This is a genomic window from Kineothrix alysoides (genome assembly GCF_000732725.1).
In the GTDB taxonomy this organism is placed as follows: Bacteria; Bacillota; Clostridia; order Lachnospirales; family Lachnospiraceae; genus Kineothrix; species Kineothrix alysoides.
The window spans coordinates 1,890,049-1,916,344 of the sequence record NZ_JPNB01000001.1 but is presented as its reverse complement, the minus strand read 5'-3'; the positions used below and the strand labels follow the sequence as shown (position 1 = coordinate 1,916,344).

Here is a 26,296-nt window from a genome sequence, read left to right as displayed (position 1 = left end):
GGCATATGCCAAAACGTGAAAAGCAACTCTATTGGGATACTTTTATAATATATCATTAGACTGTAGCCTATAGGGATATTTTTGTGAGGATAAAGAGATGAAAATAGGATATATCCGAGTGAGCACCACAGAACAGAATACCATTCGGCAGGAAGTATTATTAGCGGAACTTGATGTGGATGCTGTTTTTATTGATAAAGCCAGTGGTAAGAATACGGACCGACCGGAATTAAAAAAGATGATCGCTTATGTCCGTGAGGGGGATACGGTAATTGTAGAATCCATTAGTCGGTTTGCCCGCAATACCAAGGATTTACTGGAACTGATGGAACAGCTCACTACAAAGAAGGTTGCCTTTATTTCAAAGAAAGAAGCCATTGATACCACCACTCCTACCGGAAAGTTTATGCTGACAGTATTTGGGGCTGTAGCGGAACTGGAACGAGAATATATCCTGCAACGACAACAGGAAGGTATCGCTATTGCGAAGGAACAAGGCAAATACAAAGGCCGTAAACCGATGGTTCATCCAGAGTTTGACCAGGTAGTATCTAAATGGAGAGCAGGGGATATATCGGCAGTGGAGGCTATGCGTAGGCTGCATATGAAGCCATCTACATTTTATCGAAAAGTAAAGGAAAAGAATAAGAAATAGATGCGGTTGGAACGGAAGTGATCTGCTCGAACCGATTGTCTTAACGGAGGATAAATAGAATGAATTACACGGAATTTAAGAATTATGTTAGGGAACATATTTTAGAGAACTTACCGGAAAAATATGCGGATAGTAACATTCAGATTGAAGAGATTGTAAAGAATAATGACTGCTTCTTGGATGGTCTGCAAATCGGTGAAAATGGGAGCAATATGACACCAATCATTTGCCTGGATGATTATTTTAAAGAGTATGAGAATGGTAGGAGCATGGAAAGTATTCTTCAAGCTATAGCAGAGATCCGTATGGATTACCATATACCAAAAGGATTTGATTCATCCATCGTTACGGATTGGGAGAAGGTAAAAGATAAGGTGATATGCAAGTTGGTGAATGCAGAGAAAAATGAGAAGTTCCTAAAAAATAAACCATTTACACAGATAGAAGATTTGGCAGTTATTTACTTGATTATACTGGAAGAAAGAGAGGAAGGCAGTTTTACCATTACGATACATAATGGGTTATTGGAAGGATATGGAATAGACAAGGAAACCTTGCATCAGACCGCTCTTTCCAATATGGAACAGCTTATGCCTGCCTTATTTTCAACGCTGCAAGAGGTGGTGAAAGAACTGCTGATACCGGATATCGCAAAGCAGTTTGAAGTTGAAGAAGAATTGATTCGAGGATTTTTTGAAAGTACGGTTCCGGAGAGTGGTATACCTATGTACTGCCTGACCAATAAAGCAAGAGTAAATGGGGCGGCCTGTATCTTAAATACAAAGGTACAGAAGCAGATAGCAAAACAGCTTGGTGGGGATTTCTATATGATTCCATCGTCAATTCATGAAACGCTGATTGTGCCCAAAACAGCGGATATTGATTTCAGGGAACTGGAGACGATGGTACAGGAGGTAAATCTTAGGCATGTTTCCGTAGAGGAGCGGCTGTCTGATTATATATACGAGTACAATACTGCAAAACATGAATTGGTACGCTGCGATAAGGTAATAGGCGAAAATGTCATCTCCATAAGTTAAGTTTCACAAGAATATGTCAATGGAAAGAATAGCTCTGAAATAGGCTTAAAGAATGGCTGAATAAGAAGGTGATGAGCCATCCCTCGTAATGAATGAATTTGTTTTAAATGTTTGATTTTCAATGGTTTATTCTCCATGGAATTACGGTATCTAAGGAACTCAAAAACAAGTTTATATCTTTTATTTCAATTGTCTCATGAATAACAAGAATCGTAATTTGCAGGATTGATTAGCGATAACATCAATATTGGAATTGTTACGATACTTAGATTATTTTATCTGCAATTCAAGGTATGGCAGTCATCATTATAAGGGTGGCTGCTGTATCTTTGAAAGCATATTCAACGGGTAGTTTTTGTTTAATATATTGTTAAATGTAATACGCATTTTCTGTAAATAATTCATAGGTTAGAAATAATGCTACAGTACGTATTATTCTCGTATAAGACCATGTATTTTCTTATAAAATTCTATGTTGTATTTTATTTTATACATAATATATAGAACAGATATTATAAAAAAGAGATAATTTAATCATATAGAAAGCGAGAAAAATTACTGTGGAAAATACATCACTAGGATTTCATACAATAAGCATTGTTAAGAAATTGACTCAAAAAGAAGCAAAGGAACTGTTAAATGATTTTTATATCTACAAGGAAAAAACAAAAGAAATTAGGATTTTCCCAATTCGTAATGTTAAGGGTACTGACAACTCGGATGAATTTATAAAGTGGCTATATTCCTCGTCGCCGCAATATTATAAAGTGTATTATCCAAATCAAAGCAAAGGAATCTTATGGTTGTTAAGAATTGCTCATAAGTCTCCAGGATTTATTAAACCGGGTGAGGACGACAGACCTTGTAGTATTAAAGTTACAATCAATCCCAAAATTCTAGCGTCTGAAAACAATTATTTGGCAGCTGCCACTGCTGCTTACCTTGATAAGGTTACATCTTCATTTAATATCGAAGCGAGGAAAATTTCTCCTATCTTAGGGGACTATAGCCAATTTTCATTAAATCGGCCTGATTACTGTATTAATTTTGACCTCAAAGGAATGGAGATTCCTTGTACCGCCGAGCAGATGGTATACCTTATTAAGCATGGAGATATCCCCAAGCATTATTCAGAACGAATGGAATACAACAATATATCCAAAAGAAAGATGTCTTGTAAAGACAGTTTTTATTTGGAAAGTAGATCTGTTACCATTAACTGTTATCGAAAAGAAGCTCAGTTAATAAAGGAGTTTCAGCAATGCCCAAGTTTAGAAGCATCACAGAATATTATTCGTTTTGAAGTACAATGCAAATATCAAAAGACATATTTGTTATCAAAAAATATCAAAGATAAACAAGACATATCGGAATTTGATGTAATAAGTGAAATGCTGTCCGATGACTTTTGCGCCGACATCATTAGAGACTACTTTTACCGGATCGTACGCAGAGGCGATTACTTTACACTGGATGGGGCTATCCGGCGGGTGCAGAGCAAATCTTATAAGCCCAAAAAAGAAGAAAGGCTTATCAGCGAATTGCAGAGAATTAGCCGATTCCGGGGAATACATAAAGTCAGGGCTATGCTTCAAGGTGAGGAATTGGCAACTTTCCGGCGGACATTGAATGATCTCGAAGAAATAAATATCAATCCGGTTACTATTCCAAGGGAGTGGAATATACCGCGAATTCCCAATCTTCTCTATACTTATGATAAAATAGTTAATGCTGAGCGATGCGAAATGCTATTAAATGAACAGAGGCAAGAACTGATTCATTGCTTTTCGTAATTGGTATTTGGTAATTTCAACCCATTATTTGCAAATATAAGATAATTTAAAACTTTATTACGTATATTTATGAATATGATTTTATCGTTTTTATTATATTGTTAAGATACAAAGCGTGCTTACTTAAGATGTTTTATTTGTCTGGAAAAATTTTAATAATAGTTTTTGACAGATGAGGCTGATAAGTATGCTGTATTTAGTAAAAGTATTAAACAATAAGTGATTGTTGAAGATAAATAAATATGGTATTTTATAAATGAAGAAAGGGTGTGGTTGTATGTTAGTAGCAAATGCACAGAAAGTATTAGAACTAACTGATATTGAAAAATTAGAATTTTATCGTTTAGTCGGTGAAGGATATAAGGCAATGAAGGACGGCAGAACCAGTACAATTGATGAAGTGAAAGAAAAATTGAAGAAGATGAGAGAAGATCGTGGCTAGTGCAGTATTTACCGAGCTAGCAGGATATGATTACTGGACATAGAATACTTATCTTCGTTGATTTCTGAAAACTTTAAGTGGATTAAAAATAACGGATTGCTTATCGGATGAGTAACATAAGCAGAGCTTTATACAGCAAAACAGAGTATTTTTATGCAGGATAAAAATTAAAAAACTAATATTAGACAGATATAATATGTGTTAGGAAAGGGAACTGTTATGGGTAAAAAGAAGGATGAAATAACCATTCATAGCTCGGCGGCTGAATATCTGACCTATGTGGCGGCGGTTGGTGATAATGCTGACAGCATGGAGATGCGCTATGAAGATGAAAATATATGGCTGACACAGAAAATGATGGCAGTGTTGTATGATGTATCAGTTCCGGCGATTAATCAGCATTTGAAAACTATTTTCTCAGATGATGAATTGGAGGAAAATTCAGTTGTTAAGAAATACTTAATAACTGCAGCAGATGGAAAATCATACAATACAAAGCACTATAATCTACAGGCAATCATCGCTGTCGGCTTCAAGGTAAACAATGACCGTGCTGTTCGCTTCCGCAAATGGTCTGGACAAATCGTCAAAGATTATACCATTCAAGGTTGGACAATGGATAAGGAGCGATTGAAAAAAGGTCATATGTTCACAGATGAATATTTTGAACGTCAGTTACAAAATATTCGAGAAATTCGTCTCTCTGAGCGCAAATTCTATCAAAAAATTACTGACCTGTATGCGACAGCCTTTGATTACGATAAAGATGCTAAGACTACCAAGCGTTTCTTCCAAACGGTGCAAAACAAAATGCATTGGGCTGTACACAGACATACAGCGGCGGAACTTATCGTGGAACGTGCTAATGCAGAAAAAGAGCATATGGGATTAACCACTTGGGAGGCTGCTCCAGACGGAAAGATTGTAAAAGCTGATGTGTCGATTGCGAAGAATTATCTGAGCGACAATGAAATATCTTACATGGAAAGAATCGTATCCTTGTACCTTGATTACGCAGAGTTACAGGCTGAACGCCAGATTCCTATGAGTATGGAGGATTGGGCAAAACGCCTTGATGGTTTTCTGGAGTTTAATGGCAATGAGATACTTACTGGTGCAGGAAAGATAAGTGCGGAACAGGCAAAGCTATATGCAGAAACAGAATTTGAAAAATATCGTATTGTGCAGGACAAGTTGTTTATGTCCGATTATGATAAGTTCTTATTGGAGCTTGAGGAGCAGACAAGGCCGGACTAAGCTAAGCCTTTCAATGTTTATGAGATATCTAAAAGGCAAAAGTATATTGATGGTTTATTACAGACATTAAGAACTGCAAAACAAATGGGATAAAGCTTTTTGGGCAAGAGGATATTATGTTGATACAAGTGGCTTCATAACAGATGAAGCAGTTCGGAAATATATAAAAGAGCAAGCAGAAGAATTAAGAAAAGAAGATTCAATAAGTACCGCTTTATAGCGGATCCGAAAAAGTGCTTGCGATACCGCTCTTTGGAGCAAGCGGTAATATAGCCCTTATGAGGGCTAATAACAAACCGCCAGTTGAACTGGTGGTTGATGACTAGTACAAGTTGTTTGTGCTTCTAGACACACCCTAGTCAACCGAGGGCAGAAGACGAATTCTTATGGAGTGTAGGTTTGTGAATGCCCTGCTTTCATAACACATCAAAATGCGTTACTGATAGTTATGACATACTCTGTGATATCCTTGGCAAAGAAAAATTTGTTAAATTTTTTTGGCATTTAAACAGACAACGGAAGTGGGTTTTAGAATCAGAAATCCATTGAGTATGGTAATAAAAAATTTGCTTGTTTAAGAACCCGCGTACTCTATTGTGATGCAGGTAGTCCTTATCAAAAGGGAACGATTGAAGTGAACCACGAAATAATACGTTGTGTGATTCCCAAAGGAACCAGCATAAATTATCTGACACAAGAAGATATCAACTTAATGATGAATCACATTAATTCATACAAAAGAAAAAAGCTGAATAATCGTAGTCCGTACGAAACGTTCAGCTTTTATCACGGAGAAGAGGTTTTACATAAACTTGGATGTTCACCGGTTGTCGCCAATGACATCATGTTAAAACCAGCTCTTCTCAAAAAATAATATAAAACAGTGCCACCAACAGCTCATAAAGAACTGAGAAAGGGGGTCGGTTCTCCGATTACAAAAAAATCGAGAGGGAGTTGACTTCCTTTTGGCATATCTATTTTCTATTATCATACGTCAGAAAAAGCAAAAAATCAAACTGCATTTCGCTTACAAATGTGGATTTTCGTTTACAAAACCTGCATCTCGTTTACAAATGTTTACAAATATTCAGACAATAATAAAATAAGAGATATTAGAATTTTTCATTCACCTACACATATAAAAGATTCGTATATGTGAAGCTTTACTATTGATATATATTTTTTTGGCGTTTATAATAGAAAACATAGGATTATTTAGTCGAAATACGTTGCTAATAACCCTATGACCTTGCCACACAGAAGCATTATGTCGATTCTAGATCGGAAGTCTTATGCGGGTTTCACACAAATATTGCTGTTGTCGAGTATAAGTGGAGTTGGAATCTTTTATATCTTGCAAAAACGATACCCCGTTATGAAACAATATATTTTTGGACAAGGCACCTCTATCTTTGATGAAAAGCAAAGAGAATATCATCATTTAGAAACAATATATGTACAGTTGGAAATGTGATGTAAATGGATATTTTAAAGGCGGTAGCATCTAAAGGAGGTCAAAACCATGACTGTTAGCTACAAGAAATTATGGAAGTTATGCATCGACAAAGACATAAACAAAACTCAGTTGCGCAAAATGGCGCATGTTAGTCCAGCGACTATTGCAAAGCTATCAAAGGGAGAGATTGTTACGATGGCTTCTTTATTAAAAATATGCAAAGCTCTAAATTGCAATATTGCTGATATTGTTGATTCGACTCCTGAAAAGGCAGACAATACTTAAGAAAGCGATTCAAAATAATGAACTTTATAAAAATGAGAAAGGAGGGGTTGCTATTATGGCTTTGCGTGTATTTGAGGCTTTTGCCGGTATCGGTGCACAAGCTACTGCTTTAGATCGCCTTTGTGCAGATTATGAAATAGTTGGCATAAGCGAGTGGATGGTAGATGCAATTATTTGTTATGACGCCATTCATCATTCTGACGAAGAAGTTATTGAAGTACCCTCCTATGAAGAACAGATGGAGTATCTGTCACAATATGATTTTAGCCGCGATTCGGTACGTAAGACGAATTTAAACTTATTGGATCGGGATGTTATCGAACGACTTTATATTGCTAATAAGCGTAGTAAAAATTACGGTTCTATTTCGCAACTTAAAGGCGAATTAATGCCAAAATGTGATCTCCTCATTTATAGTTTTCCATGCCAAGACTTATCAACTGGTGGAAATGGTAAGGGGATGAAAAAGGGTTCTGGCACACGTTCGTCACTTTTATGGGAAATTGAGCGTCTTCTTAAAGAACTTCACGCATTGGATAAACTTCCAGATTATTTGCTGATGGAAAACGTTAAAACGGTGTTGTGTGATGCTTTCAAGGAAGATTTGAAGGCCTTCTTGGAATTTCTTGAGTCAATAGGATATCAAAACGATGTGCCTATGGTATTAAATGCACTCGACTTTGGAATACCACAGGATAGAGTTCGAGCTTTTATTGTAAGTAAACTGGGCCAAAATCTCGTTAGAGTATCCGAACGCATTGATTGCGGAAAACAAGAGCGAAAATTTGATGCAACTCAATTTTTAAGATTAGATTATGAACGCGAAATGTTGCGCAATGAAGCCAATATTGCACAACTAAATGCCACACCATCTCGGCAGAAGATGTGGGCAATAAATGGCAAGGTGGCCAATGAGAATACCATCATTAGAACCATAACTTGTAATATGGACAGAACATACACGGCAGCTCTATTTAAATACACAGGAGCTTTGGGTAAAACTTTTAGGCGTTTGACTATACGTGAAGCGTTTTTGTTTATGGGCTTCACAGAAGAGGAATACGAGAGAACGATACACTTAGACTTTACATATAGGAGAATGAACAAGTTGATTGGTAATTCCATAGTCGTAAATGTGCTGGCCGAAATATTCCGTGAAATGTTTGCTGGACAGTATGGAATTGCCCAAAAACCGATTTCAGATAACTGAGAGGAGGAGCTGTCGTGGGGAGAATCATTGTTAAAGAACCGCCGGCTAAGGCGTTAATAACTGGTATACGTGCGATCGGATACAGTTTTTCAACAGCAGTCGCGGATATTATTGATAACAGTATCTCTGCAAAGGCGCGCCATATTAACGTAATCAGTGAAGTAGGCGGCAGTTCCAACTATGTCCAATTCCTTGATGATGGTATAGGTATGAACTATGACGAACTAGAGAATGCGATGCTTCTCGGCTCTATTCGAGAAGGACGAGAAGACAGCGAGTTGGAACTTGGACGTTTTGGCTTGGGGTTAAAAGCTGCTTCACTCTCTCAATGTCGTATATTTACGGTTGCAAGCAAGGTCGGCGATGAATGCGGTGCTATTACATTTGACCTGAATCTTATTGAAGAAAAGAACAAATGGAATTTGCGAGTTCTAGATACAGATGAAATTAATAAGTTGCCTAATATAGATAAATTGTTTGAATTTACATCAGGAACTCTGGTGATTTGGCAGGATTTTGATAAAATTCAGGGACATTCAAAGAAGTTTGAGGATACCTTTCGTGAGATGATAGCAGAAGCAAAGAAACATGTGGAATTAGTGTTCCATCGTTTTTATGCAAGCCATGAAATTTATTTTAACTATCAAAGAATTGAAAAGCGTGACCCGTTCCTATGTGGCTCTGCCCCAAGACAGCAAACCGGGCACACCGAGCGATTGAAGGTTAATGGATATTACATAGATGTGACACCTTATACACTCCCCTTTTGGAACACTATCATGAACGAGGAGAAGGCCTTATTGGGATATCCGAAGAGTATTCACGACGACCAAGGATTCTACCTCTACCGAAATAGAAGACTTATTTCGTGGGGCAGTTGGTTTCGAATGGGTTTAAAAAGTGAGCAGAATAAGCTTGCTCGTGTTCAAGTGGATATCCCCTCAACATTGGATTCTATTTGGATGTTGGATGTAAAGAAGTCCTCCGCACGAATACCAGATGTAATCCGAGAGGAACTCCGAGCCTCCGTCAAGGATTCATTTGTTCGTAGTAAGAAAACTGTACGTTTCCCTGGTATAAAGGAGCAACGAACAGAAAGCCCTGTGTGGATACGGACAATAAATATGCAAGAGAAGACGGCATTGTACAGCGTTAATCGTGATAATCCACTTGTTGTTGAATTATTTGATAATTTGGGGCATGGCGAAGCGAAGCTTCTTGAAATTCTGTTATCCCAAATAGAAACCTCACTGCCAAAACATTCTATTTGGAACGACCATACAGATGACACTCTTCGAATATCAGATAGAACGGATATGTTTGATGAGGAACAACAAATAAGCGAGTTAACAGATATTTTGGCTATGGCAAAGCCAAATGATAAGGCTGGACTTCTTAGTAGATTGCTTTCAACTGAGGTATACAGCAATCTGAAAGAAAAAACTGACTATATCACAAGGAGGTTGCTTGGTAATGGATAATAACACTATTACAAAGGCGTTAACAATGCTTGAAGCTTTCTTAGAGAAAAAACCAACAGCGCATCAAGAGCTAGTAACCCAAGCGGAAACTATTTTAAGTGTAATAAGAGTTTTCCGGACAGATAAAGATTTTGATCGCATTCTGAACGAAGTGGTAAGTAGATACGAAACCAATGTAGGAATCAAGACATTTGATCCAGACATTCTTGTAAATGACTCGAGTAGTGATATTTGGTTTACATCAGAGCGTGATGGTGAACGCCCTTATTTTGAACGTTATCGTACCTACCTCCGTCAATCTGGATGGGATGAAGATGTCATTGATAATCTAGAAGTCAATTGTGAACGTACGCTTTCGAGATGTGCTAACCCAAAAGAATCTCCAGATTCTATGGACTCAAAAAAGCGTGGTATGGTTATGGGGGATGTGCAAGCGGGAAAGACTGCAAACTATCTGGGACTAATAAATTTGGCTTGTGATTTTGGGTACCATGTCATTGTTTTACTTGCTGGCCTGACGAACTCTCTACGACAGCAAACTCAGGATCGTGTAGATATGGGCTTTATTGGTGCAGATAGTAATTCCATTGGCAGCGGGTTGATAAACTACATAGGCGTTGGCGAATCTGTTCATCAATATTACGCCATTCCTCTTACAAATGCTGACTGGGATTTTAAAAAATTCATTCAAAAGAACACAAATGCCCAAGCTATGGATTTCAATAAGCCTGTTATTTTGGTGGTTAAGAAAAACGCTTCTATTCTCAAGAGCGTTCACGACTGGCTGAAGCCAGGTGATAACATTTCGGGAAATAGCATCCTAATTATTGATGACGAGGCTGATAATGCGTCTCCCAACACAAAAAGGCCTGAATATGACCCCTCGGCAGTAAATCGTAGAATACGAGACATATACAATAAATTTCCTATTGCTTCTTATATTGGTTTTACGGCTACACCATTTGCAAACATCTTTATAAACCCTTTTGATGTAAACGATGACGACCAAGACTTGTTCCCTCACGATTTTATTGTCCAACTTAACGCACCAGATTACTATTTTGGCGGAGAGAGCGTTTTCCCTCGAGATGGTTCTATTCCTTCGATGATTAGAATGCTGGACACTGAGGAAAAAAACTTTATTCCAGTCAAGCACAAAAAGGACTTTGTCGTTTCTGCTTTACCAGACAGTTTAAAAGAGGCTATTTTGTCTTTTTTAATTAACAATGTTGTTCGTAGCTTGCGTGGTGATAAGTACAAGCATCGTTCAATGATGATTAATGTAACTGCGTTAAACGCCCCCCAAGAGAGCGTTAGTGAGGCTGTAAAGAGTTATCTAGCATTGCTGAAGAACATTATCGAGCAGGATGCATACAAACCTGAGAAAGATTTTATAAAAAACGCGGAGATGCGTAAAATATACGATTTGTTCACTGTTGGAGATGAAACTCAGACGGATTTCTATGCGCAAGTCCGTAATGATTTTGCTTGGGTTGATATTCAGCATGGCTTGTATGCAGAAATAAGGTTGGTTGAAACAACTATTATTAATAACAGATATAGTGGCGATTTTCGATATGATTACAATGCCCATGCCGATATAGGATCAAGGGTAATTGTAATAGGGGGTTTTGTGCTCTCGCGTGGGCTTACACTGGAGGGGCTTTGTGTGAGTTACTATAGCCGAAGTGCTGCGGCATATGACACATTGCTTCAGATGTGTCGTTGGTTTGGCTATCGTCCCCGCTATCAGGATCTATGCCGCATTTATATGTCACAGGCAAGTATTGATTGTTTTGGTTCGGTACTGGATGCAGTTAGAGATTTAAAAGAGCAGTTTAGAGAGATGGAACTACAGGGGAAGAAGCCTGAAGACTTCGGACTTATGGTCAAAGAGTCACCTGCGACACTCGAAACCACACTGCTTGTTACAGCAAGGAACAAAATGCGGAACACGCAGGTCTTTGAACACTATGTCAATTATGGAGGTGTGTACGCAGATACTTCAAAGTTGTTTAAGGATGTAGAAAAAAATCGAAAAAATCATTTGGTTGTAGAAACATTTATTGCGGCACAGGCGAAAAAAGGTAAATTGTTCGTTACCATCGATAATCGCTTTATGATGAGCCATGTGAGCAAAGATGACATCGCTTCGCTTATAAAGCAAATTATTATACCAAGTGGCCGTGGCATTAATCAGCGATTTGATTGTGTTAATTTGGCAGCGTATACATCTGAGAGTAAACTATTTCCCGAATGGGATGTTGTTATTGCAACTGGCGATTCGGAAAGAACTTCTTATATCCAAGGCAAATCCCTGTCCGCGACAGAGCGTACTTTCCATTTGGGGGCATCTGACGAAAATTATATTCGAATGGGTGGTTCAAATAATCGAATTGTTGATCCCGGTATTTTTAATAGTGGCGTCACAATTACTCCTGAACAGCGTCAAGAAATACTTTCAAAGAAAAGGACACGAAATGCAAACAAGCCAGCTGATCAGTTGACTGCTACGGACTGGTTAAAATTGCGTGAGCGACCTCTATTGGCTATTTACTTTATCGATCTTAAAATTGACAATTCGAAGCTGTCGCTTTCAGAGCGTGATCGTTATGTCTCTGTAAAAGAAGCATTTGGTTCAGATTTGCTTGTTGGTTTTGCTGTTGGATTTCCATCCAAAGAAGCAAAGGAACGGATAGTGTACAGAGGCAATCTTGTGATGGTAGCCGCGATAAACGCTGACGATGATTTTGACGAGGAGGAGTTAAGCAATGAGTGATTATGGGAAAGAAATGTTCGAAACTATTTCAAATGAGATGGGTTCGCAGAAACTAATAGATGTAGATGCTGCAGTCAAAGTCTATTATGGGATTAGTAATGAGGGTAATCCTCGGCTTTCATTTTTATCTACGGTTGTTCCTCCAAAAATGGATTCTACAAAACTTTTAAAGGTGGTGCAAGGAAAGGAAAGCGAGCGTATTTATTGGACTAACTTCGACTTACTTGAGTCTACAGCGAAGCAAGTGTTTTATTCATTTTGTAGTGATCTTGTTAAGGCTGTTAATGGGACAAATGATGAAAAAAAAGCTCTTGTTTATTTGAAAAATCGCTTTCATATATGGAAGACCTTGTTTAAAAAAAGTAATGCTGTGATTTCTGCCGAGTTAATAAAAGGACTATTTGGCGAATTGTATTTTCTCAATACAAAACTTGTCGAAAAATATGGCGTTACCGATGCCATAAGATCTTGGAGTGGAACGGACGGAACAGCAAAGGACTTTTCCAAGGATTTAGACTGGTTCGAAATTAAAGCTGTTTCTGCTTCATCAGTTAGCGTCAAAATTTCGTCGGTATCCCAGTTGTCATCAGCAATCCCCGGACATCTTGTTATTGTAAAATTGGAGTCCATGTCACCTATGTTTACCAATGGGAAGTCGAGTATTGGCGAGTTATTTGATAGTATACTGCAAAGAATTGATACAGACGAGACTAAGGAACTCTTTCTTAGTAAGATTCAAACTTACGGAATTTGTCTTACCGACGAGTGCTGCTCCGAGAAGTTTAATGTAGTTTCAGAACAATCGTATCTTGTTGACAATACATTCCCACGTTTACAGGAAAATGACATAAAGTACAAGGAAATTTGTAAAGTGAGTTATGAGCTTATTATCAACTCTTTAGAGCGGTTCAAGGAGGTATAACTGATGGACTTGTTGGAATACAGAGAATATTACATAAATCAAATTAAAGCAACTGCAATTGAAGAAGAGCGATATGCACATGAGGTATTTATTGATTTGGTATCTGAAATAATGGTCAGTGACTGGTCTCTTTTGTCTTCTATTGACCAGTGCCATTTCTCTGTACCAACAGGAACTCGTGCATTCAAGAGTATGCTTATACATGCAGGCTCGCTGGAATTGTCCACAAATACGATAAACTTGCTATATGCAGACTTCAACTCAGATGAGATAGCTAGTATTACCAATACAGATATTAGCACTCATAGCGCGCAGATGATTAATTTTGTTGAGAATGCACTCAAGGGGTACTTTTCCAATGGAGAGCAATCTAACCCTGCTGTCCAACTCGGACTTGATATTAAGAAAAATGCAGAAGACATATACAAAGTTAACCTTTTTATTGTCAGTACCAACCAACTAAGCAAGCGCGTTAAAAATATAGATCTAGATGATGTTCAGTTTCAAGGCAAAACATACAAGGTTGAGTTGGATGTAATAGACATGGAGAAAATATATAATGCACAGCTTGCCAATACCAAAAAAGAAGATATCATTATCAAAGTTACTGATTTTGGCACTGAGGGGATACCTTGTATCCGTGCCGATATAGGATCTGGACGTTATGAGGCGTATTTGGCAGTCGTTCCGGGCGAATTCCTTTCAAATATTTATAAAAAATTTGGGCCAAGATTGCTTGAAAGAAATGTTCGCTCTTTCTTACAATTGCGGGGTGGTGTAAATAAAGGGATTAGAGCAACGATTCTTAATGAGAGTGAGAACTTTTTTTCCTATAATAATGGAATTTCAACCACAGCGAAAAGCGTAACTATTGAAGATATTCCGTGTAAGGGGCATTGTATTACGTCATTCACTGATTTTCAAATAATTAATGGTGGCCAAACTACTGCATCATTAGCATCAGCAAGCATCAAGGATAACGCTCCACTAGACAGAATTTTAGTGCAGATGAAACTGACTGTAACCCTTGATGAGGGCGAAGAGGGCGATGAGTTCATAAGAAACACATCACAATATGCTAACAGCCAAAATAAAGTCACAGCAGCAGACTTGGTATCAAATCATCAGTTCTATCTACGTATAGAAGAATTTTCACGTAAGCTCTACGCTCCACCATCCAAAGGACTGCCATACCAAACAATCTGGTTTTTTGAACGCTCGCGTGGTCAATACGAACAACCGAAAATGAAAATGACAAAAGGTGAAAGGGCAACGTACGAAAGGATTAATCCATCCAACCAACGGTTCGATAAGAAAGACTTGGCTCGGTACATAAACTCCGCTGAAATGTTGCCGTACCATGTTTCGTGGGGGGGAGAAATTAACTCGGTGCGCTTTCAAACTGAAATGGAGAAGCAGTGGAAAGCTGATCCTTCTGTTTTCAATGAATCTTATTTTCGCGATTTGATTGCAAAAGCGATTCTTTTTAGTACAATCAGAAAGACCATTTTAAAGCAAGACTGGTATAAAGAACGAAATGGTTACTTGATTCAGAATGTGACATATGCTTTTGCAAAACTTATATATGAAGTACAAAAGTTTGGTTTGTTTATGAACTACAGGTATATTTGGGATAAGCAAGAGTTACCGGAATTTCTGATTGAAGAAATCATGCAGATTGCCTATATTACGCGCGAGGTTTTTTTTCGTCCTAACATCGGTAATGTGGAGACCTATTGTAAGAAAAGCGAATGTTGGGAGCAAGTAAAGCAGTTATCCTACGAGTTAAGCGTTTTGACTAAGGCATTTTTGGTTAGTAAGGACGATATTCATGATGAAAAGAGTGCTGCAAAAAAGAACCAAAAGTTCATAGATGGTATATCCATTGAAGTAGATGTTTTTAACTTTGGAGCAGACTATTGGGACGCTCTTTGTGAGATTGCTAATTCACAAGGCGTCATTAATGGTAGCGATTTTCAGACTTTAAAACTTGCTGCTGAATATTGTGCCGGTAAGAGAGGCCTCCCTCAATTTCAATTTAAGCGAATTATGGAAGTTAGAGAAAAAATCCGAAAAGCGCAAATACCAGTATAATATTCAAAAGGTCTAAAACAACCGATACAATGGGCTTTCTATTATCCCCCAAAGTCAGTATCCTAGATGACTACTTATTATAGCATTGGTGGCGGCGTGTATATGTGAGAGACTTCTAAACGGGCAGTTTTAAGAGAGGTTCGAGAAGATACGGGAATTAATTTATGAAATAGATCGGAGGACATTTGTTAATGAAAGCATGTTTTAGGGGGATGGGGCTTTGAGTGGTAAAGAATGTCATGTATATAGAATTTACTATTTGATGAAATTAAAAGGAAATAAAGGGGTAGAAAGCAATAGTTCAACTACTAGTAATCAAGGTGGTGGCTTTCTATTTTGAACGGCTTAAAAACCATGGGGTAGAGGATATTCTGATTGCTTGTGTGGATGGGATTTCCGGTTTTCCTCAGGAGATATAAGCCGTTTACCCCAAAACCGAAATCCAGCAGCGCATCATCCATCAAATCAGAAACACAACAAAATTCGTTTCCTACAAAGAGATTAAACCACTTATGACAGACCTGAAACGTGTGTACGCAACCCCAACGGAAGAAACTGCTTTATCTGAATTGGGTTCTTTTGCTGGGAAATGGAGTGAAAAATACCCTAAAGAAGCAGGATTTGAAGTTATATGTGCATTTGATAATGATAAGGAATGTGCAACTATATATCCAAAGGTGACAGCAAATAATAATTTTATCTATAGAGATTTAAAAGATATTTCACCCAAAGAATTGTCATATACAGATATTATTATAGGAAAAATTATTGTCCAAGGCTTTAGTTTTACTCATAAAATAAAAATTGACCAAAATGGTGTCAACAATAGTATATTCAATATTATTCACAATGGATTTCCCCAAATGTTTCTTTTAGAAGCACCGTCAATAATGCTTACTAAAAACAGAGGAGAAGAATTTAAATACATATTAGGTAGCTATGAAGAAATTGGATATAAGGTGGTGTATCATGTTTTCGAAGAAAGCGCTTACTAGTTATATTTACTTTTTAAAATTAAAATGAAATGCTATTTCTTTGATATATAACATTAAATATTATATAAAATAGCGAAAAATGTAATTTATAGATTGATATCTTTTTTAATTCAGTATATATTTAAAGATATAAAGGGGAATCATAAACTATAAATTATCAAAATATTTTTATTGATCGCCCATTTTATTTTATGGGCCTTTTTGTTGGAAAATTCGACTATAGAGTATAATAAATTAGTAAAACGAGAGCAAAAAAATCATATATCTATTGTAAAGTAAAATAATAAAAACGTTATAAATAAAAACTTTGTTTAATTAACATTTAATGAGGAGCGATATTTATGTGGTATAAAATACGTACACTAATTGAGATAATAGTTACGTTGGGGACAATTATTCTAGCAATTGAAAAATTTATAAGGTTAATCAAATTCAATTTCAAAATCAGAAGTTTATAATATTTATTCATGGAGAGGGGGATAAACCATGTTTCGGGTTGCTATCATTATAAATGAAAATGAAGTGGCACATTCTGCTTTTGCGGATTCTTTAGCTGTGCTAGAAAAACCAGTTACACTAGGCGATAATAAAAAAGAGTATTATAGTTTTGTTGTTTTTGATAAGTATAATATAAAACGTCTTTTTAAAGTTGAAGATGAATTATTTTTGTTAACCTTCGATAGTTTGTTCATTGCAACTAATGCGACAAATTCTTTAGATTTATATAATATATTGTTAAGGAACAAATCTATAACCGAAACTTTCATTAATAGTGGTAAGGGAGTTTTTGTTTCATCACAAAAAAAACTTAGTATAAAAAGCGGAAATATATTTAAGAGTATTGGTTTTTTGCCTGACAAGTATGATATTTATATTTATGATAGAACAGAAAAATCTTCGGCTGAAGGGGTGGCAACTATAGCATGTGAAGATCCAATTTTATCATATCCAACAAAAATCACAAATCAATTAATTGAATATCATTGCATACATAATTCTTTTATGGTACATAAATATCGCTCGCACATTGTTCCAGTGGATGGCTCTCAATATATAACTTTATTGGCAGATGAAATATTGCAAAATGAAATTCCACCCGAATTAATTGATGCTCCTGAAAAACATCGGAAACTATTATTACGTTCAGGAAATTTATCAGAACGAGTTGTTGTAACTACAATGGCACTTGATTGGGCATCACATGATGAATTAATTGAAAATATACTTGTTTATATTACTGAAGGAATCACACAGTTTGCATTCGTTAGAAAAAGTAATGGAAAAACAAACAACATCATGTCTTCATACATATTAAGAGCAAAAACAGTAAAAATTCCATTTAGAGTTTATGAAGATATTAATGATAAAATGTTGCTTGAATTACCTCATAATATATTTGTTTTCTCACCAGATTATGAGGTTCAAGAGGTAAGTAATTTTTGGCATAAATCGGTAGAATCAGAAAATGCATTAACAGTTTATCATCTAGTTGAAACGATGCAAGGTTTAGTTTGTCATCATTATTCAAATGCAACATCTATTAATACTATGGTTGATGAGGTGGCAAACTGGCTTGCGCGTAAATTTTTTCCAGAACTTTGGGGAAGAAGTATCTGGACGTTTAATTACACACTACTTATGATGAATGAATTAAATATTGATTACATCCAATACTTACCATACATTTACGAGGAATTATCAAAGCACTTTACTAAAAACAATGTCTTAATTAATAGTTATGATTGCGTAGTAAATGCTACGTGTATGATGTTAGAAATTTTATATTTTATTTTTCTGCCGAATAAAGAGTCTGAACAAGAAATATATAAACAATATCCTATACAACACGTGTATGATGCTGTGAAAGATTGGATATATAATTTATTATTTGGAGCTGATATTTCCAATCAAGATAAAGTATATATACTTAGAACATTGTATGTAATTGGATGCGTGGATAATGATGCTAATAAATCTGAAATAAATAAAATGGCTTTATTAGTAATCTCAGCATACAGATCCGCAAATTATAATTATTGTAGTAATGTCTTGTTATGCCAAATTATTTGGTTGACAACACAATTAAAAAAGAGTAATTATCTTCCGGAAAATTCATCACAAGAAATAATTAAGGAAATTATCGATGTTCTATTACTTAAGCAAAATACCGACGGATCATGGAGAAATACAAGTGAAACAGGAGAAGTAGTCTTGTGGTTATTTCAAATTATTACATTGGATGACAAAGCACTTGGTCATCAAATAGAAATTGTTAATGAAAGCATTTTAAATGCAATTGAATTTATATTTATTAAATATAATAAGATTGAATATAATTGGGAAAATGATATCAATGCTACTGTTAAATCTATATATGCTTTAGGATTATATGATAAAATTAACAATTTTTCTGCAAATGATTTTTTTAATTATGTGAATATAAAGAGTAATCAGATTTTAAACCAAATAAATATAATTAATAATACTGATGCGCTGCAATGTTCATTAGAAGAGATTCAGAAAAGAGAACAAATAATAAGAGAGAATCTCCAGGAAAAGAACAAATTGATAAATATTCTTAACAGTACAATGGCGCGTAAAAAAGTATATAAGTTATTATTTTTTTCTTCTTTTGTTACCCTATTAATTCTTGGATTTATGATGATATTAGTTGGTATAGGCCTTACAGACCACCCTGAAGTAATTAAAGAATTATTCAGTAATTGGCGTTCTGAATTTATTTTTGGATTCATTGGAGTAGTACTTGGATTAATATTTATGGGTATTTATGGATATGTAAAAGATAAGATTTTTAGGAACGAAAAAAATGATGTGAAGGAGGCGTAAAATGGATGCAAGGAAATTCTTTACAGATTTGAATGATTCTTATATTTTTATGGAAAGATATATGAATAGTGGTTCGCCTAGTGGGTTTACAGAAGTGAATAAAACCTCAGAAGAAACAAATCCTTTTACTGGAAAAAGTCAGTTTCCTATTTTTTATTTTGACGATAGTGATCTAGAATCATATATATTGGGGGAAGAATTACCAGAGTTTTGGTCAAATAAACATAACTTTGCGCACCCAGATTCAGTTTTATCACGCATTTTAAATATGTCCAATAGAATCTTGAGAAATTCTGAATTTGAAGTTTCTCCGACATCTGGAGGACGGACAATGTTTGTGTGGAATAGATATCCTTCGGGATATCTAAAACTTACATATGATGTATCAAGGATTGGTCGCGTAGATAGACAACTCTCAAAAAAACATTGTCTTGCAAGTTGTGAATCAAGCCAGACGTTAAAAAGAGTTTTTGATAAAGGTGGCTTTCCTAATACTATGTCAATGCAACTCGAGCCTTCGGCAAAAGTTACCATGCTTCCGGTAGGAAATGATATTTATGAATGGGGAGTAATATTTAGAGAAAAAACCCCGTATCCTTATATCAAAAAGAAAGTCCAACTTATTCCAGGGTTTTCTTTATTTTATGAAAAAGATAATGAGATAAAGAATCCATTAATCATTCAATTTATTAGACTGGGAGGCTATGACCCACTGGTATATTTAAGGAGAATTTTGACAATTATTGTTGATTGTTACTGGAATATTGTGCTTAATTGTGGATTTCATATTGAATGTCATGGACAAAACTGCCTTTTTGAAGTAGATGAAAATTATAATATAGTTAGAATGGTGGTTAAAGACATGGATTCGGTTGATAAGGATATTCCATTGGCAGAATTTTTAGGTTTAAATACGAATTGGGAGAGCTATCCACAATGTTGCTTTGATAGAAGTTTATATTTTTATGATATTAGGGCATCATATATGTATGATTTTAAACTTGGAGAATATCTTATCTCACCGATTATTAATGTAGTGGCTAAAGAATATAACTTAGATGTAAAACAAATTCAGAGATATGTTAGAGACTATGTTAATTCTATATATACTTATAGACTACCACCTAATTACTTCCCACCAGATGGCTTTTGGTATTATTGTGACAACACAGAGCGAAAGCCGGGTACTCGAAGGACATATTACCCACATCCAAATCCCAATTATCGATAGGAGGAATTATTATGAAAAAGGAACTTTTTAACAAAGTAGTCAATGAGATGAATAATATGCTAGATAAGAATGGTAAACATCTTGATATGGTTAGTTTAATCATTTCATGTGGTGGAGAGCATTATCAGCATTTTTTTAAAGAAGAAGAAAAAGTTGATATTAGGTCTATTGCAAAGCCTATACTCTGCCTTGCAGTAGGAGCAGCTATTGAAGAAGGTTTATATTTTGGTAATATAAAAATAGGTCTTGAAACACCTATCTGGCAATTTGTGTCACAATATGCAAAGATATCACATCCTGAACAGGAAGAAAAGTGGAATCAAATAAGGTTAATTGATCTTTTTAGAATTACCTTAGGACATGGTAAAGGAATTATGTTTAGTGCAGATGTAAAAATGCAAGATGAAGATAATTTAGTTAATTACGTTGTCAACTATCCGATTACAGAAAGAATTGGTTCACATTTTGTATATTCTAATGCAGGAACATTTATTATATCAACTTTGATTACAGAGTATCTTGGTGAGAGTGCAGAATACTTTGTTGATAAATATATTTTTTCAAAACTTAATATTGAAGATTATACTTGGAAAAAATTTGGCAAGTATACAGCTGGGTGCACGGGACTTAAACTATTAAACAAAGATTTGCATAAAATTGGTTTACTTATTTACAATAATGGTGTTTATGATGGTAAACATATTGTTTCTAAAGAATGGATAGAAAAAATGCGAACACCGCAAGTGGCTCATCCAACGCATAGATACATTGCAGAAAGATCTTTCCCTAAATGGTCCTACGGATTAAACTTGTGGATTTGTGAAGACGGAACGTATTATTGTGATGGAACAGATGGACAATATTTAATAATTATTCCCCAAAAAGAGATTGTAATCACCACGACAGGATATCAATCAGATACGCAACCGGTGTCTGATTGTTTAGGTTTATTTAAATAATAAAAAAAGGAGGGAGATTGGTGAGTTATATTGATAAAAAAGTGTTTTTTTCGCCATCACTAATGTGTATGGATTTGCTCGAAGTGAAAGGTCAAATAGAGATATTAAACACGTATTTTGATATTTTACATATTGATATCATGGATGGACATTTTTGTGATTCTATTCATCTATCTCCTTCATTTGTTAAATCTGTACGAAAGGTAACAAATCTTACGATAGAAGTACATTTAATGGTAGAGCAGCCAGAAAAGTTTATTAATATATTACTTGATAATGGCGCGGATACAATAATTCTTCATGCAGAATCTATTACAAAGCGTGCCTTTAGATTAATAAATGATATCCAATCTAAAGGAAGAAAAGTTGGAATTGCTTTGTGCCCATTAACTCCTATTAGTTCAATTGTACCTCTTTTGAGAGATATAGATATACTAACTTTGTTAATGGTAGACGCAGGTTTTGTTGGACAACCATTGATAGAGACTATGGTAAACAAGATAAAAATAGCAAGAGAAATAAAGGAAAAACAAAATAGTAATTTTATAATTCAGTGTGATGGTGGAGTTAAGAATTCTACTTACAAAAAGCTATATGATGCTGGTGCAGAATCATTTGTTTTAGGTGAAGCTGCTTTGTTTGGTAAGCATAATGACTTGATAATTGCGTGTGAAACTATGAAAAATGAATTTATAAGAAGTATGAACGGGGTGTAATAATATGATTATACTTGGAAGTGACCATGCAGGGTTTTCTTTAAAACTCGTTATAATTGATTTCTTTGAGAGGAATAATATTGATTATATGGATATAGGAACATATGAAGGAGAACGGGGGGACTATCCTAACTATGCTTTTAAAGTTGCGGAAATGATAGTTCGTGGAGATGCTGAAAGGGGAATATTATTTTGTGGAACGGGAATAGGAATGGCTATTGCGGCGAATAAAATTAGAGGAATTAGATGTGCTGTATGTAGCGAACCATACTCTGCTTTATTATCGCGACAACATAACAACTCAAATATTTTATCTCTTGGGGCCCGAGTTGTAGGTAGTGAGTTAGCTATAATGATTGTTAAAATATGGTTAGAAGGGGAATATGAGCATGGTCGTCATCAAAATCGATTAGATATAGTAGAGAATTATAAAAAATAATTTTAATAAGTTTTCCGAGTTTACTTAAATAATCAAGTAAGAAAATAGAATATTTATTTATATGGGGAGGTATGGTAACGTTAGATTTAAATTCGTTATGCCACATACAATCTATTTTTTAATTTCAATATTACAGGATGTTTTATGTATAAGATTTCATTCCCCTGTCCTTGTTATTTATATATAATTTTCATCAACTTCAATATATTTATTAAATTCATATAATAAAAATAGTTTATTAATTAAAGGTAAGTGTCAAATAAGTTGGTGTATAGAAAAACAGACAGCCGTGTTTATAATGGAAGGCTGTCTGTTAACGTCAAAGTTTTTGAATCATCGGATCCCATGGCATATATTCTTTCAGATCTTCTGGATATTCAAGAAATGAAGTTCCGTGAATATCACTGAGAATGAACTTTATGTACTTCCATGGATTGAGTCCATTGGCTTTGGCCGTTTCAATTAAAGTATAGATACCTGCACTTGATTCTGCGTCTTTGGGACTTCCTGAGAACAGCCAGATTGTTTGATATGCTGCAGTTGCCATCAAGAAGATAATTCGTCAGTCCATCTTTTTGGTTATCCGCATACTGAAAGGCTTTGCCCAGTCTGGAACCCGCAAGTACTTTCGGTGAGGTCTCTTTTACCCACGACCAAAAGGCATCCAGTACAGGCTTTTCCTGTACCAAACGCTGTTCCTTCCGCCCTGCAGGGGATAGAATCTCCAGTTTTTTTCAATCTCAAAAAGCTGGTTGATATATCTGACTGCCTGGGCTGGAATGGTTGCTTCCGGGCTGTCGACATCTTTGGGAAGTGCTTCCACAAAGTATCTGCGTAGATGGGTCAAGCAGATGCACCGGGTAATACCGGATACTTTTTCATAACCTTTGTAAGCATCGGTATGAATGAATCCATGGTATCCCTTCAGATATTCCTGGGGATATGTTCCGCTCCGCCCTGGCTGATAAACGAACTGGCGGACTGGCTGCCCGGAGTCTTTGATGGAGCAGTATACCCACATATAAGAACCCGCTGTATTCTTTCGGTCCGGTTCATTCATGACCTGTCCGGGCGTTTCATCGATGTGAAGGTATTGCTGCTTTAACAGTTTTTTATGAAGAAGCCCAACCACCGGGGAAAGCCAGCCCCGGTAACTGGTAAGGATCCAGTTTGACATCGTTGCACGGCTTAAGGCTACTCCCAGGTTTTCCCATTCCTTTTCCTTCTTTACGGCACTTTCTGCATTCAAAGGTCTCACGGTAATAATCAATGACACTTACGCTGGCAGGAATGAATTCAATCTCTGTGCGGACAAATTCTTCCCCAACAGATACAAGGGGAGTGCCGCAAGCCTCGCAGAAACGGTCCGCTTCCGCAAGAGTACAGAGTTTCTTTTCATGAGGGATATCCTTTAACAGTTCTTCCTTTTACCCTTTATGTTTCCGGCGGCGGTAGGAGGCAACGTCTTTTAAGTCCGGTTCTGCAGCCTTCGGATTTGCAGAGACTTTCGCTTCATCAAAAAGAGACATCTGTCCATCGAGTCCCAGAGATAATGTCTGCTCCGTAGTCCTGCCATAAAGCTTTCTGGTCAGAAAAATGACCTTTTCGTGAAGAAGAAGGTTTTCTTTTTTCCAACGCAGCGATGCGGTTTTCGAGATTTTTAATCTGATCGTTATGCGCCATTTGATGACTGTCCCTTTGCTTTTTAACTGTCATAATTATACCATAAAGGTGCCGTAAAATCCAGTAAATACGGCATTTGGAGGACTTTTATATAATTCTTTCCGGGTGGGATTTTTTCACTGCTTTTGGCTGGTGAATGGACAGACCTTCCATGAGTCACCGAAACTCCTGCCCTGAAATCAGCCGTACCTGCGCCTGCGTCCTTGGCCACTGGAATGTTCCATTCTCAAGCCTCTTATAAAGTAAGACAAAACCATCACCTTCCCAGAAGAGAGCTTTGATGCGGTTACCTTTGTGTCCACAGAACAAAAACAGGCTGTTGGAAAAAGGATCTAGTCTGAAGTTCTGCTGTACGATGGCGGACAGGCCATCAATGGATTTGCGCATATCCGTATAACCGCAGGCAAGATAGATATGTTCTGCCTTTGAAATATCGCCTAACATAGGTGCCTGATGGTGCGAAGGATATTTTCGATTGTTTCCTGATCCGCAGCATTCTGGATTTCCAGAGTTGTATTTCCAAGTCTGAGGATGACAGCAGTTGATGAGCTGAAATTGGCAGTTGTATACGCAACTTCAGCAAACATAGAGGGCTTTAAGGCAACGATTGGAACTTTAGGTTTTCTTTCAGCAGGAATTGCATCAAACGCTTCGCGCTTGATCTTGCGAAGCCAGTAATAATAGGACTTTATACTGACATCATGAGCAGTACACCAATCAGACACTTTCTGATTGCTTGCCCTGCATTCCCAGATCCGTCCGATCCAAAGGCTGAGTTTCTGGGAATCAGTTGCTACGGTTAAATGATCCATGGATAAATCTCCAATCCCTTAAGGCACTTAAGTTCTTTAAGACTTTTAGAATTAGAGACATTATCTCACAACTAGCAGTGAAAAAATATACACCGACATATTTGACGCTTACAATTAAAGAACAAATTTTACATAATTAAAAACTTATAAGTTTTTTAGACAAATCTCATTTAGGAGAGCAGTTTATATTATTCCTTAATCCCGCTTTAAGTCACATAGTTGGAAATGTATATCTAAATAGAAAAATCAAGATATGTTTAGTTTGTGATACTGCTAAAAAATATCCAAGAAACCTTGATTTAGGGTTTTTAAGAATTTTACATTTTTCAAAAGTGACCTAAACCAGAGGTGGGTATCCTGTTAACTAACAGGAAGGCAATCAGAACCGGTTTACTTCGGTTGCTTTTTGTTTTTTAAAGGCTGAAATCAGGCATTATTTCATATCTTGGATTAATGGCATTATGATCAACAACAGCAACTTTCGCAGCAATCACCCTATCAATCCAATTACAAACAATCACTATATACTCAATATTTACATATTTATAATGACAACACCGGCTCTTCCGCCAAGTATCTTTTTGCCGGTCAGCATATCCCATGAAAAATTATCGATAGGCTGCCTCGATACGAGGAAATTTCCGGCGCGCTGGGTGAGCTGTGCGAAGTTGACCACATAGTCCTGCGTGCCTCCGATATATGTGTAGATAGTGCTTTCGCTTCCCATAAAGCCGATATCGGCCTCATCAGTGAGTACGGCGGTCATCGTTTTGTCTGCACCAAAGCCAGTAACGAGAACTAAATCGATGCCTTCATCGGCAAAGTAGCCTTCCTCGATTGCCACGTACATGGGAGCATAGAAAATCGAGTGCGCCACTTCGTTTAAAGTAACCTTCGTCAAATCTTTGCCGGGAACTGTACTATTTCCTGATTTTTGACATCCGGTGATACAGCTTACCAGAAACAGCAGGCACAAAATGAGAGAAATGACTTTGCGAGTTAAAGAAAAAGAAGTATGTTTCAGCATTTTTTCATAATTCCTCCATAAAATATCGATGGTTTATTGTATGAAGGAGGAATGAAAATGTGTTTGTCCGACGGCACTTGTTTGGCTGGACAATAGGCATTAAAATAGTTATAATGTTTTATAAATACAAATATATGAAGCGGCCGGAGGGGAATGTTTCGGCTGTGTGGAGG

At 36.4% G+C, this 26,296-nt stretch carries 19 protein-coding genes and 5 pseudogenes; 20 read left to right on the top strand and 4 right to left on the bottom strand.

Annotation, left to right across the window (positions count from 1 at the left end; genetic code table 11):
• The first annotated feature begins 97 nt into the window (after positions 1 to 97).
• From CC90_RS0109105 to rpiB, 20 genes and pseudogenes are all read left to right on the top strand, one after another.
• On the top strand, positions 98 to 655 hold the full coding sequence (locus CC90_RS0109105) for a recombinase family protein (RefSeq protein ID WP_031390466.1): 558 nt from the start codon (positions 98 to 100) through the stop codon (positions 653 to 655).
• Between the two features lie 59 nt (positions 656 to 714).
• Positions 715 to 1,695, top strand: coding sequence for a DUF5688 family protein (locus tag CC90_RS0109100; RefSeq protein ID WP_051869356.1), 981 nt, complete (start codon positions 715 to 717; stop codon positions 1,693 to 1,695).
• Positions 1,696 to 2,255: 560 nt separating this feature from the next.
• Positions 2,256 to 3,488, top strand: coding sequence for a hypothetical protein (locus CC90_RS0109095; RefSeq protein WP_031390464.1), 1,233 nt, complete (start codon positions 2,256 to 2,258; stop codon positions 3,486 to 3,488).
• 277 nt (positions 3,489 to 3,765) lie between these two features.
• A complete protein-coding gene (locus CC90_RS24370) occupies positions 3,766 to 3,930 on the top strand; it encodes a hypothetical protein (RefSeq protein ID WP_165919303.1) in 165 nt (54 codons plus the stop codon).
• Between the two features lie 219 nt (positions 3,931 to 4,149).
• The gene (locus CC90_RS0109085) at positions 4,150 to 5,187 is read left to right on the top strand and encodes a virulence RhuM family protein (protein WP_031390463.1); all 1,038 of its coding nucleotides are present in this window, start codon (positions 4,150 to 4,152) and stop codon (positions 5,185 to 5,187) included.
• Positions 5,186 to 5,407: pseudogene (locus tag CC90_RS25150) on the top strand (transposase); the annotation flags it as partial. The gene CC90_RS0109085 and the pseudogene CC90_RS25150, both read left to right, overlap by 2 nt.
• Before the next feature lie 200 nt (positions 5,408 to 5,607).
• Positions 5,608 to 6,061, top strand: a pseudogene (locus CC90_RS25370) (IS30 family transposase); the annotation flags it as partial.
• A 648-nt stretch (positions 6,062 to 6,709) separates the two neighbouring features.
• Complete coding sequence (locus CC90_RS0109080; protein ID WP_031390462.1) at positions 6,710 to 6,928, top strand: helix-turn-helix domain-containing protein; 219 nt, start codon at positions 6,710 to 6,712, stop codon at positions 6,926 to 6,928.
• 55 nt (positions 6,929 to 6,983) lie between these two features.
• Positions 6,984 to 8,138, top strand: a complete 1,155-nt coding sequence (gene dcm, locus CC90_RS0109075) for a DNA (cytosine-5-)-methyltransferase (protein ID WP_031390461.1) — start codon at positions 6,984 to 6,986, stop codon at positions 8,136 to 8,138.
• A gap of 14 nt (positions 8,139 to 8,152) precedes the next feature.
• Positions 8,153 to 9,619 carry an ATP-binding protein gene (locus tag CC90_RS0109070; RefSeq protein ID WP_031390460.1) on the top strand — a complete coding sequence of 489 codons (1,467 nt, stop codon included), beginning with the start codon at positions 8,153 to 8,155 and terminating at the stop codon, positions 9,617 to 9,619.
• Complete coding sequence (locus CC90_RS0109065; protein WP_031390459.1) at positions 9,612 to 12,398, top strand: Z1 domain-containing protein; 2,787 nt, start codon at positions 9,612 to 9,614, stop codon at positions 12,396 to 12,398. The genes CC90_RS0109070 and CC90_RS0109065 overlap by 8 nt, the downstream gene beginning before the upstream one ends.
• Complete coding sequence (locus CC90_RS0109060) at positions 12,391 to 13,320, top strand: PD-(D/E)XK motif protein (RefSeq protein ID WP_031390458.1); 930 nt, start codon at positions 12,391 to 12,393, stop codon at positions 13,318 to 13,320. Before CC90_RS0109065 ends, CC90_RS0109060 begins: the two co-directional genes overlap by 8 nt.
• 3 nt (positions 13,321 to 13,323) lie before the next feature.
• Positions 13,324 to 15,414 carry an AIPR family protein gene (locus tag CC90_RS0109055; protein ID WP_031390457.1) on the top strand — a complete coding sequence of 697 codons (2,091 nt, stop codon included), beginning with the start codon at positions 13,324 to 13,326 and terminating at the stop codon, positions 15,412 to 15,414.
• A 315-nt stretch (positions 15,415 to 15,729) separates the two neighbouring features.
• Positions 15,730 to 16,025: pseudogene (locus CC90_RS25365) on the top strand (transposase); the annotation flags it as partial.
• 18 nt (positions 16,026 to 16,043) lie between these two features.
• Positions 16,044 to 16,409: a DNA cytosine methyltransferase gene (locus CC90_RS24600; RefSeq protein WP_416388720.1), complete on the top strand. Its 366-nt coding sequence runs from the start codon at positions 16,044 to 16,046 to the stop codon at positions 16,407 to 16,409.
• A gap of 486 nt (positions 16,410 to 16,895) precedes the next feature.
• A complete protein-coding gene (locus CC90_RS0109035) occupies positions 16,896 to 19,256 on the top strand; it encodes a hypothetical protein (protein ID WP_031390455.1) in 2,361 nt (786 codons plus the stop codon).
• A gap of 1 nt (position 19,257) precedes the next feature.
• Positions 19,258 to 20,487, top strand: coding sequence for a hypothetical protein (locus CC90_RS0109030; protein ID WP_031390454.1), 1,230 nt, complete (start codon positions 19,258 to 19,260; stop codon positions 20,485 to 20,487).
• 11 nt (positions 20,488 to 20,498) lie between these two features.
• Positions 20,499 to 21,446, top strand: coding sequence for a serine hydrolase domain-containing protein (locus CC90_RS0109025; protein WP_031390453.1), 948 nt, complete (start codon positions 20,499 to 20,501; stop codon positions 21,444 to 21,446).
• Between the two features lie 20 nt (positions 21,447 to 21,466).
• Entirely contained in the window at positions 21,467 to 22,162 is a 696-nt protein-coding gene (locus CC90_RS0109020; protein ID WP_051869355.1) for a ribulose-phosphate 3-epimerase, read from the top strand.
• Positions 22,163 to 22,166: 4 nt separating this feature from the next.
• Positions 22,167 to 22,601 carry a ribose 5-phosphate isomerase B gene (gene rpiB, locus CC90_RS0109015; RefSeq protein ID WP_031390451.1) on the top strand — a complete coding sequence of 145 codons (435 nt, stop codon included), beginning with the start codon at positions 22,167 to 22,169 and terminating at the stop codon, positions 22,599 to 22,601.
• Between the two features lie 319 nt (positions 22,602 to 22,920).
• Here rpiB and tnpC read toward each other — a convergent pair.
• The 4 genes and pseudogenes from tnpC to CC90_RS0108995 form a co-directional block, all read right to left on the bottom strand.
• Positions 22,921 to 24,284, bottom strand: a pseudogene (tnpC, locus tag CC90_RS22265) (IS66 family transposase).
• Between the two features lie 156 nt (positions 24,285 to 24,440).
• Positions 24,441 to 24,728, bottom strand: coding sequence for an IS66 family insertion sequence element accessory protein TnpB (gene tnpB, locus CC90_RS22260; protein ID WP_051869354.1), 288 nt, complete (start codon positions 24,726 to 24,728; stop codon positions 24,441 to 24,443).
• The gene (gene tnpA, locus CC90_RS23045) at positions 24,722 to 25,096 is read right to left on the bottom strand and encodes an IS66 family insertion sequence element accessory protein TnpA (protein ID WP_051869353.1); all 375 of its coding nucleotides are present in this window, start codon (positions 25,094 to 25,096) and stop codon (positions 24,722 to 24,724) included. The genes tnpB and tnpA overlap by 7 nt, the downstream gene beginning before the upstream one ends.
• Positions 25,097 to 25,652: 556 nt before the next feature.
• Positions 25,653 to 26,123: pseudogene (locus CC90_RS0108995) on the bottom strand (ABC transporter substrate-binding protein); the annotation flags it as partial.
• Between the last annotated feature and the right edge of the window lie 173 nt (positions 26,124 to 26,296).

Excerpts from the sequence above, each read along its gene's own strand:
- CC90_RS0109035 (WP_031390455.1), top strand. The coding sequence starts at position 16,896 with ATGTTTCGGGTTGCTATCATTATAAATGAAAATGAAGTGGCACATTCT.
- tnpA (WP_051869353.1), bottom strand. The coding sequence starts at position 25,096 with ATGGATCATTTAACCGTAGCAACTGATTCCCAGAAACTCAGCCTTTGG.
- CC90_RS0109030 (WP_031390454.1), top strand. The coding sequence starts at position 19,258 with ATGGATGCAAGGAAATTCTTTACAGATTTGAATGATTCTTATATTTTT.
- CC90_RS0109105 (WP_031390466.1), top strand. The coding sequence starts at position 98 with ATGAAAATAGGATATATCCGAGTGAGCACCACAGAACAGAATACCATT.
- CC90_RS0109080 (WP_031390462.1), top strand. The coding sequence starts at position 6,710 with ATGACTGTTAGCTACAAGAAATTATGGAAGTTATGCATCGACAAAGAC.
- rpiB (WP_031390451.1), top strand. The coding sequence starts at position 22,167 with ATGATTATACTTGGAAGTGACCATGCAGGGTTTTCTTTAAAACTCGTT.
- CC90_RS0109065 (WP_031390459.1), top strand. The coding sequence starts at position 9,612 with ATGGATAATAACACTATTACAAAGGCGTTAACAATGCTTGAAGCTTTC.
- CC90_RS24370 (WP_165919303.1), top strand. The coding sequence starts at position 3,766 with ATGTTAGTAGCAAATGCACAGAAAGTATTAGAACTAACTGATATTGAA.
- CC90_RS0109100 (WP_051869356.1), top strand. The coding sequence starts at position 715 with ATGAATTACACGGAATTTAAGAATTATGTTAGGGAACATATTTTAGAG.
- CC90_RS0109055 (WP_031390457.1), top strand. The coding sequence starts at position 13,324 with ATGGACTTGTTGGAATACAGAGAATATTACATAAATCAAATTAAAGCA.
- dcm (WP_031390461.1), top strand. The coding sequence starts at position 6,984 with ATGGCTTTGCGTGTATTTGAGGCTTTTGCCGGTATCGGTGCACAAGCT.
- CC90_RS0109025 (WP_031390453.1), top strand. The coding sequence starts at position 20,499 with ATGAAAAAGGAACTTTTTAACAAAGTAGTCAATGAGATGAATAATATG.
- tnpB (WP_051869354.1), bottom strand. The coding sequence starts at position 24,728 with ATGTTAGGCGATATTTCAAAGGCAGAACATATCTATCTTGCCTGCGGT.
- CC90_RS0109085 (WP_031390463.1), top strand. The coding sequence starts at position 4,150 with ATGGGTAAAAAGAAGGATGAAATAACCATTCATAGCTCGGCGGCTGAA.
- CC90_RS0109060 (WP_031390458.1), top strand. The coding sequence starts at position 12,391 with ATGAGTGATTATGGGAAAGAAATGTTCGAAACTATTTCAAATGAGATG.